We start from the raw sequence: 8,838 nt of genomic DNA on the forward strand, positions 1-8,838 counted from the left end.
CGCATATCGACGCAGTGTAGGTTTTTATCCCTCTTCAAAGCAGTCACGGGGCAAAAATCTCTAAAGCAGGCTCGATCCGCGGAATGACACAGAAGCGGGGCCGTGACGGCCCCTGGATCATGAGGGTTGAACAAGATGGCACTATTTCCCGCACCCACGCGCCGCAGCTTTCTTCTGGCCTCGGTCGCACTCGGCGTCACCGCCACAGCGCGGCTTCCCGCCTTCGCAGCCACCGCGACACGCGGCGGCACGGCAACGCTTCTGCTGGCCGCCGAGCCGCCCGTCCTGACGACGATCGCCCATACGGCTTATAACGCGGTCTATGTCTCGCCGAAGACCACGGAAGGCCTTCTCACCTATGACTTCGACCTCAATCCGAAGCCGCTGCTGGCCAAGGAGTGGACTGTCAGCCCCGATGGCCTGACCTATACCTTCAAGCTGCGTGATGGCGTGAAATGGCATGACGGGCAGCCCTTCACCTCCGCCGACGTCGCCTTCTCGATCAAGACCCTGAAGGAAGTGCATCCGCGCGGCCGCAACACCTTCCTCAATCTGGTCGATATCGAAACGCCCGACGCGCAGACCGCCATCCTGAAGTTGTCGAAGCCGGCGCCCTATCTTATCACCGCACTTGCCGCCTCCGAAACGCCGATCGTGCCGCGCCATATCTATGAAGGCACCAAGGTTGCAGAAAATCCGGCCAATCTGGCGCCGATCGGAACCGGCCCCTTCAAGTTCAAGGAATGGGTGCGCGGCAGCCACATCGTGTACGAGCGCAACCACGAATACTGGGACCAGCCCCGCCCCTATCTCGACCAGCTGATCATCCGCTTCATCCCGGATGCCGCCGCCCGCTCGATTGCGATCGAGACCGGCGAAATCGATCTGGCGCCCTCGACCCCTGTGCCGCTCAGCGACCTCGAACGGCTGCAGAGCGCCGAAGGGCTCGCTTTCGAGACCAAGGGCTATCAGTACGCGAACGGCGTCAGCCGCATCGAATTCAACCTCGAGCGGCCGTTCTTCAAGGACGTGAGGGTGCGCCGCGCCTTCGCCCATGTGATCGACCGCAACGTCATTCTCAACACCATCAACTATGGCTACGGCGCGGCCATCCCCGGCCCGATCAATCCCAACCTTGCCAAGTGGTACGTTCCGGATCTCAAGACATACCCGATCGATCTCGCCGCCGCCGAGAAACTTCTCGACGAAGCCGGTTACCCGCGCGGCGCCGACGGCATCCGCGCCCGCATCAATCTCGACTTTGTGCCGAGTGGCGAAACCTATCCGCGCGGCTCGGAATATATCCGCCAGGCACTCGCCAAGGTTGGCATCGACGCCAAGGTCCGCAGCCAGGATTTCGCAACCTACACGAAGCGCATCTACACCGACCGCGATTTCGATTTCGCCTTCGAAGGCATGAGCAACCTCTTCGACCCGACAGTCGGCGTGCAGCGCCTCTACTGGAGCAAGAACTTCAAGCCGGGTGTCCCGTTCTCGAACGGTGCGGCCTACAGCAACCCCAAGGTCGATGAATTGCTCGAAGCGGCCGCGATCGAGGTCGATCCGACGAAGCGCGTCGAGCAGTGGCGCGAGATCCAGCAGATCCTCGTCGAAGACGTGCCGGCGATCGACATCGCAAGCCAGCCGGAGCTGACGATCTACAACAAGCGGATTTCCGACCATACCGTTGGCGGCGAAGGCATCGCCGGCAGCCTCGCCTTCGCCTACGTCGCCGCATCCTGATCGCCAGACAAACGGGAGCCCATCCATGTCCATTCAACATCTCCCCGGCTCGATCGTCGGCCTGCCGAAATTCGCGGCCCCGACCGATTTTCCGGAAAGCCCGCTCTCGCAGGCACTCAAGCAGCCGGTTCTCCTCGGTCTCTTCCTGCCGATCCAGGCAGGCGGCTGGACGCAATCGACGCTCGAGCGGTCGACCGACTGGCGCTTCGACTACAACAAGGCTTTGACGCTGAAGGCGGAAGAACTCGGCTTCGACCTCGTCTTCGCGCTGTCGCAATGGCTGCCCAAGGGCGGCTATGGCGGCGTCTTCGATGGCCACGCTCTGGACAGCTTCGTGTCGACTGCAGCTCTCGCGGGGCTCACCAAGAAGATCATGCTGATCTCGACAATGCATGTGCTTTACGGCCCATGGCATCCCCTGCACCTGGCGAAATTCGGCGCAACGCTCGACCATATCACCGGCGGGCGCTGGGGCATCAACGTGGTCACCGGCCATCGGGCGGTCGAGCACGAGATGTTCGGCTGGCCGCGCATCGAGCACGACAAGCGCTACGAGCTGGCGGCTGAATTCCTCGAAGTCGTCCAGCGTCTCTGGAGTGACAGCGAGAACTTCTCCTTCGAGGGCGAAAGCAGCTGGAAGCTCGGCGGCGGCTTCGTCACGCCGAAGCCGAATTTCGGCCGTCCGATCCTGGTCAACGCGACAGGTTCGGATGCCGGCATTGCGTTTGCCGGTCGCTATTCCGATATCGTCTTCATCACCAGCCCGACCGGCGCCGACATCGACAGCGCACTGGAATCGCTGCCGGCGCATACGAAGCGGGTCAAGGATTCGGCAATCAGCGTCGGCCGCACGGTCCGCACGCTGCTCAATCCCATGGTGATCTGCCGGCCGACGGAGAAGGAGGCCTGGGAACTCGCCGACCGCATCGTCGCCCATGCCGACCAGCGTTCGCCACAAGGCTTCCAGTCACTGAACTCGGATGCCCAGGCCTGGAAGGGTCGCGACCCGCAGGATCCATACCGGGCCATCGGCGGCAACATTCGCGTGATCGGATCGCCAGAACAGGTGGTGGATCAGTTCGTCAAGCTGAAGGAGGCCGGCGTCGATGGCCTGCAACTCAGCTTCTTCGATTTCCGCGACGATCTCGAATTCTTCGGCTCCGAGGTCCTGCCCCTGATGAAGCAAGCCGGCCTGCGCCACTGAGGAGAAACGCCATGACAAGTAATACCATTTCCGAAATCTGGTATACGCGCTGCCCAGTGCCAACGCCTGTCGGCCTTGCGGCACAGCTCGGTTATCTCGAGGAAAACTTCCGCAAGGAAGGCGTGACGCTGAAATCGATCATCGATTCACCCGACCGCAGCATCCGCCAGAGCCATTTCAACCACACGCTCGACTGGTCGTTTCGCCATGGCGGCAACGTGCCGCCGATCCGTGCCCGCTCCGAGGGACGCAAGACACGGCTCGTCGGCATCACCTGGACCGACGAGTTCCAGGCAATCATCACCCTGCCCGAGACCGGCATCAAGACCGCCAGGGACCTGAAGGGGCGCCGCTTCGGCATCGCCCGCAGGCCTGAAGGCATCGTCGACTTCATGCGCGCCACCGCCCTGAAGGGGTTGCTTTCGGCGCTCTCGCTGGAAGGCCTGGCACTCGACGACGTCGAGATCGTCGACATCGCACTTTCGGACTCCGTGCTGTCGACGCAGGAAGGGCCATCGCTCTTCGGGCTGAAGCGCCGGCAGGCTTACGGCGAGGAAGTCGCGGCCCTCATTCGCGGCGACGTCGACGCCATCTATGTGAAGGGCACGGCCGGCATCAATGTCGCCAACCTGATTGGCGCCGTGCAGGTGGCCGAGTTCGGCTTCCACCCCGATCCGAAGATCCGCATCAATTCCGGCTCGCCGCGCGTGCTGACGGTGGACGAGCTTCTGGCGGACGAGCGGCCGGATCTCGTCGCGCGCCTGCTGGAATCGATCTTCAAGGCAAGCGCATGGGCCGAAGCGCATCCCGAGGAAACGAGGCGCTTCGTTGCCCGCGAGGCGGGTGCCACGGAAGAGCAGGTTCTCGCCGCCAATGGCCCCGACATCCACAAACACCTTGGTCTTGGCCTGCAGCCCGAGCTGGTGGATGCGATCGGCCACTACAAGGATTTCCTGCGCGATTTCGGCTTCCTCGCCGCCGACTTCGACATCGCTGACTGGGTCGATCGTCGTCATATCGACGCTTTCGACCGGCGCGCCGTGGCCTAGACCGAGAAAAGAGAAGACCATGCTTCAGGAAAAAATCGATCCGGTGGACAAGGCGCGGCGGCTTGCCATCGATTTCGCCGAGCGCGCCGCTCACTACGACGCGACAGGAGACTTCCCGTTCGAGAACTTCACGCGTCTCTTCGAAGCCGGCCTGCTTGGACTGGTGACCGCACCCGAGCATGGCGGGCACGGCGGCGGACTTGCCGAGGCACAGGCGGTGATCAGCGAAATCGCGCGCGGCGAACCCTCGACCGCGCTCGTGCTCGCCATGCATTACAACAGCCACATAGCCTGCGCCGTTTCGCAAAGTGGCCGGCCCACCTTGCCGAGCGGGTACTCACGGCCAATCGGCTCGGCCCAGCGCTGATCAATGCCGCCCAGGCGGAGCCGCGCATCGGCTCCCCCGCCCACGGCGCCCTGCCCGAAACCATCGCCCGCCGCGACGGCGACGTCTGGCGCATCAGCGGCCACAAAAGCTACGTGACCGGCGTCCCCGTGCTCAAATGGGTAGCGCTGCTGGCGCTTACCGATGAAGCCGAACCACGGTTGGCATCGTTCCTCGTTCCGACCGACAGCCCCGGCATGCGCATCGAAAAGGCATGGAACGCCGCCGGCATGCATGCGACGGCGAGCGACGACATCATCCTCGACGACGTTGTGATCCCGCTGGAAGACATCATCGAATCCCAGCCGGCCTCCGAGCCGCTGCGCCGCGAGGAACATGCAACGGCCTTCTTCTTCTCGCTGATATCAGCTGTCTACCACGGCGTGGCGCTCTCCGCCCGCGACCGCGTGCTCGCCTTCGCCGCCCACCACACACCGGCAAGCCTTGGCGCGCCGCTCTCGACCGTTCCCCGCATTCAGGATGGCTTGGGAGAGATCGAGGTCCGGCTGGCAACCAATGCCCGATTGCTGCGTTCCCTTGGCGAAGACGTCGACGCCGGCAGGGCTGTGGGAATAGACGGAATGCATGTCCGCCACGTCGTCATCGACAACGCTGTTGCCGTCACCAGCCTCGCCCTTGAGCTTGCCGGAAATCCCGGTCTCAACCGCGACTTCCAGCTTGAGCGCCATCATCGCGACGCAATCACGGCTCGTTCCCATGCCCCGCAGAGCCACATGATCCGGACGCTCGCTGCCCGCAATGCACTCGGCCGTCTCGCATCGCGATAGCGGAACACCGGCCTCCGGTTTCACAGTTTGATTTCACAAGCGCAGGCGAACTATGAGCAAAGACAGCGAATTCCTCTGGTACATAACCAATGACACAAGGCCGGGACACCGCGGCGATTCCGTCATTGAAAATCACAACAGCCTGGCGACTTTGACGGAGCATGCCCGCGCACTCGAAGAGCACGGATGGAAGGGCGCGCTCATCGGAACCGGTTGGGGCCGACCAGATACCTTCACCGTTGCCGCGGCGCTTGCAGCGAGCACGACAACATTCGAGCCGCTGATAGCGATCCGCCCCGGCTACTGGCGGCCGGCGAATTTCGCCTCGGCCGCCGCAACGCTCGACCATCTCACCGGCGGCCGTGTGCGCGTCAATATCGTCTCCGGCCTCGACAATCTCTCCGCCTATGGCGACCAGGAGGGAAACCAGTCGGAGCGCTACGCCCGCACCAAGGAGTTTATGAGGCTCGTGCGCAGGCTCTGGACGGAGGAGAACGTCAGCTATGACCGCGAGCACTTTGGCGTCGCCGAATCAACCGTCGTGCCACGCATCGAGATCCGCGGCGACCGCCGTCACCCGAAGCTCTATTTCGGCGGCGCTTCTGAAGCAGCCGAACGTGTCGCGGCGACAGAGGCTGACGTCCAGCTGTTCTGGGGAGAACCGCTCGATGGTGTCGGCGAGCGCATATCGCGCCTGAAGGCCCTGAGCTGCGAACTTGACCGCGATCTTCCGCCGCTGGAATTCGGCCTCCGGATCACGACGCTTGTGCGCGAGACCACCGAACAGGCATGGGCCGACGCCGAGGCGAAGGTGGCCGAGATGGCCAAGGGCAATGGCGGCAGCTGGAGCGATCATCGCAGGGCGGTCGCGGTCGGCCAGCAGCGACTGTTCGACCTGCATCGATCGGGCGAGGTTCTGGACGACAACCTCTACACCGCTCCGGGCAAATACGGTGGCGGCGGTGCCGGAACGACCTGGCTGGTCGGCTCAGCCGAAGATGTCGCCAGGTCGCTGCGCAAGTATCAGGATCTGGGCATTACCCATTTCGTGCTCTCCGATACGCCCTACCTCGCGGAGATCAAACGTCAGGGGAACGACTTGCTGCCACTGCTGCGCGGTTGAGCGGTGAGCGACCGTGTCATTACGGCGATCAGCATAAGCGCAGGTAGCCAAGCTCTACTTATGGCTGCAGCAGCCCGAAGTCAGAGAGACGTGTAAAATCTTAGCACCGCGGTCGCTTCAGCCTGATCGTGATCGGGATCGGCATGTCCGCCATGCTTTCCGCGCTGCACAAGCGAAGAACTCATCGGGCAGGCGCTTGCTCCGATCCGCAACGAAGTCAAGATTGCCTCGAAGTTCGGCTTTGCAATCGATGGCAGATCGCGCTCAATAGCCGTCCAGGATCTCGAGGAGATCGCGCCGCTGATCATCGTTACCGAACCACGTTTCACGTTTTGCCGGTGCCGTTCGTTTCTTGGTCAATCCTGTCGACGACACCACTACGCGGTCGGTGCCCGTTTTGGAGACCGAACATATCGGCGTGCACCCCCTCGACCGCGATCAACCCGGCGTGGGTCCCGCTCTGCCTGACGCCGGCCGCCGGACAGCGACACGCCTCGCTCGCCGCAGACCATGTCGTAGCCGTCAGGCAGTTCGCTGATAATGAAGCCATGCATCCCGTGCCTGGATGCCTGAATGATCAGAGTAAGGCATGACAAAATTACTATGTGTGAGATTTGCCACACCGGAACAGGAACGACCATCTGCTGCGCACATATGGGCAACGTAGGCTTTTCCTTTTTTAGGAAATACTCATAGCGTGCCCCTACCCGGAAACGGGTGGAAACGCTACCGACGCCTGTCGAAGGCAATAGCTGCGCGTCGGCAGCGTTTCATCCGGGGCCACATGTGACCGCACCGTCTGCATGGACGCTTCGGATTTGGCCAATTTGATCCCCGGAGCCGACTTGTACCCCGGGCAGGACTCGCACTTCATCCAACTCTGCTCGGCACGCCTGGCGAAAAATCAACGGAAGCCCAACGCCCTTTCAAGCCGATCCAAACGTTCCGTCCGGGAAGCCTCGTTGAGCTGCTGGGAGAATGTCGGCTCGATCGTGTCATTGAGGCTACGGTCTCCGAGCGCCGTTGGCTGCGACAGATCGCCGGTCGCCGTGTCGAGTTGCAATTCATGGTCAGAAACACGTCCGTCCCGCTGTACGATCGACAAGATGATATCGACAGTCCCGGCTTCCGCGTCGGGATGTCCGGCAAAGCTTAGCGGCCCGATCTGGCTGTGCCACTCCGCTGCCCCGGAACCATCCGACGCCCGCCCGGCTCGTCAACGATTTGCAGATAGACGATCCCTGCGCGCTTTATGGTCTCAACGTGGACCCTCTCGCTGCCTCCATCCGGGTCCTCAACGACAATCGTGGAAGACCCGCCCAGGAAGGGAGTGAGCGTCAACCTGAGCGGCACTTCGATCGGACGCTCGGCAAATTCAGCAATGCCGTTCAGACCCCGTATCTGATCTACGGCGTCCAGGACGGCGCCGTCTGCGTCAATCGCGTTGAGGGCGAAGTCCGGACCTGCCGGAAAATCGGGCACATTGTCGTCGGGGGTGGGTACGAAATCGTCGACCGGGTTGATCGTTATTATGAGGTTAGCCCGGCCGCTGCCGCCCTTTCCGTCCGAGGCGGTGTAGACGATATTTGGCACGGGCCCGTCGTAATTCGGTTCCGGTATGAAGGTAAAGCTGCCGTTGGCTTCAATGGTGATCGCCCCCACCCCGACAATTGTCGCGGTCTGCCCGGGCAGGTAGGGTGTCGGGCCGCCATTCACAGTGAAGCCAGTAACGAACAACGTGTCGCCGTCGGGATCGCTGTCATTCGGGAGAACGTTGCCGGTGATGGTCGTATCCTCGTTGCCGCTCGCGTGGTCATCAACCAGGATTGGGGCGTCATCCACCGGGGTAACGGTGATCGACAGCGTGGCGGTGACGAAGCCGCCATTGCCGTCCGACAGCGTGTAGTTGCGGCAGGAACAGGGCCGTTATAGTTCGCGGCGGGCAAGAAGCTGTAGGTGCCGTTGGCTTTGATGGTAATCTGACCGACGTTCGGTATCGTGCCTGTCTGACCGGCCGTGGCAGTAATGCCACCTACGGAGAACTGGGTGACCGTCAGCACCCCCTCGACGTCGAAGTCGTTTGTGAGAACATTGCCGAAAAGCGCCGTACGCTCGGGCGTCGTGCCGATATCATCGACGACAACGGGCAGATCGTTCACCGGCGTCACAGTAATAGTCAGGGTTGCCGTGTCGCTCGCGGTACCGTTCGTCGCGGTTTAAGCGTCTATTGGAACGGGGCCGAAATAGTCTGGCGCTGGAACGAAGGTATAGCTGCCGTCGAGATTGATCGTCAGGGCGCCAATGCCGGCAATCGAAGAAGGAGCTTGCACGTTGCAGCCGTTTGTCGGTTCGCGCCGCTTTAGGGCGATTAGGATAAACAAAAGAAGCCCGCATAAGGCGGGCTCTGCATTTAGAGGTTTTGGTTGCGGGGGCAGGATTTGAACCTGCGGCCTTCAGGTTATGAGCCTGACGAGCTACCGGGCTGCTCCACCCCGCGTCCAGCGTAAATCCCTTCGGGATTTATCGCGGCGGCATAACCGCTTTGC

The 8,838-nt window shown here is 62.2% G+C and carries 8 protein-coding genes, 1 tRNA gene and 2 pseudogenes; 6 read left to right on the forward strand and 5 right to left on the reverse strand.

Features of this window, described 5'->3' with window-relative positions; all coding sequences use genetic code 11:
- Nucleotides 1-135 precede the first annotated feature (135 nt).
- The 5 genes and pseudogenes from JNB88_RS26435 (at nt 136) to JNB88_RS26455 (ending at nt 6,292) form a co-directional block, all read left to right on the forward strand.
- Nucleotides 136-1,743, forward strand: coding sequence for an ABC transporter substrate-binding protein (locus tag JNB88_RS26435; RefSeq protein WP_220358043.1), 1,608 nt, complete (start codon nt 136-138; stop codon nt 1,741-1,743).
- 25 nt (nt 1,744-1,768) lie between these two features.
- Entirely contained in the window at nt 1,769-2,947 is a 1,179-nt protein-coding gene (locus tag JNB88_RS26440; protein ID WP_220358044.1) for an LLM class flavin-dependent oxidoreductase, read from the forward strand.
- Between the two features lie 11 nt (nt 2,948-2,958).
- Entirely contained in the window at nt 2,959-3,996 is a 1,038-nt protein-coding gene (locus JNB88_RS26445) for an ABC transporter substrate-binding protein (RefSeq protein WP_220358045.1), read from the forward strand.
- Nucleotides 3,997-4,015: 19 nt separating this feature from the next.
- Nucleotides 4,016-5,169: pseudogene (locus JNB88_RS26450) on the forward strand (acyl-CoA dehydrogenase family protein).
- A 52-nt stretch (nt 5,170-5,221) separates the two neighbouring features.
- Nucleotides 5,222-6,292 carry an LLM class flavin-dependent oxidoreductase gene (locus JNB88_RS26455; protein WP_220358046.1) on the forward strand — a complete coding sequence of 357 codons (1,071 nt, stop codon included), beginning with the start codon at nt 5,222-5,224 and terminating at the stop codon, nt 6,290-6,292.
- 80 nt (nt 6,293-6,372) lie between these two features.
- On the opposite strand, the gene JNB88_RS26460 is transcribed toward JNB88_RS26455, so the two are convergent.
- The 4 genes and pseudogenes from JNB88_RS26460 to JNB88_RS34700 form a co-directional block, all read right to left on the reverse strand.
- The gene (locus JNB88_RS26460; protein WP_220358047.1) at nt 6,373-6,621 is read right to left on the reverse strand and encodes a hypothetical protein; all 249 of its coding nucleotides are present in this window, start codon (nt 6,619-6,621) and stop codon (nt 6,373-6,375) included.
- A gap of 575 nt (nt 6,622-7,196) precedes the next feature.
- Complete coding sequence (locus JNB88_RS26465; RefSeq protein ID WP_220358048.1) at nt 7,197-7,397, reverse strand: hypothetical protein; 201 nt, start codon at nt 7,395-7,397, stop codon at nt 7,197-7,199.
- Between the two features lie 47 nt (nt 7,398-7,444).
- Nucleotides 7,445-8,191: an Ig-like domain-containing protein gene (locus tag JNB88_RS26470; protein ID WP_338111043.1), complete on the reverse strand. Its 747-nt coding sequence runs from the start codon at nt 8,189-8,191 to the stop codon at nt 7,445-7,447.
- A 59-nt stretch (nt 8,192-8,250) separates the two neighbouring features.
- Nucleotides 8,251-8,421: pseudogene (locus JNB88_RS34700) on the reverse strand (hypothetical protein); the annotation flags it as partial.
- Between JNB88_RS34700 and JNB88_RS34225 the strand changes: the two are divergent.
- On the forward strand, nt 8,339-8,512 hold the full coding sequence (locus JNB88_RS34225) for a hypothetical protein (protein ID WP_220358058.1): 174 nt from the start codon (nt 8,339-8,341) through the stop codon (nt 8,510-8,512). The pseudogene JNB88_RS34700 and the gene JNB88_RS34225 sit on opposite strands and share 83 nt — an antisense overlap.
- 200 nt (nt 8,513-8,712) lie before the next feature.
- Here JNB88_RS34225 and JNB88_RS26480 read toward each other — a convergent pair.
- Nucleotides 8,713-8,789: transfer RNA gene (locus JNB88_RS26480), tRNA-Met, on the reverse strand.
- Nucleotides 8,790-8,838: the final 49 nt, after the last annotated feature.

The organism is Rhizobium cauense, assembly GCF_019511525.1.
In the GTDB taxonomy this organism is placed as follows: domain Bacteria; phylum Pseudomonadota; class Alphaproteobacteria; order Rhizobiales; family Rhizobiaceae; genus Rhizobium; species Rhizobium cauense.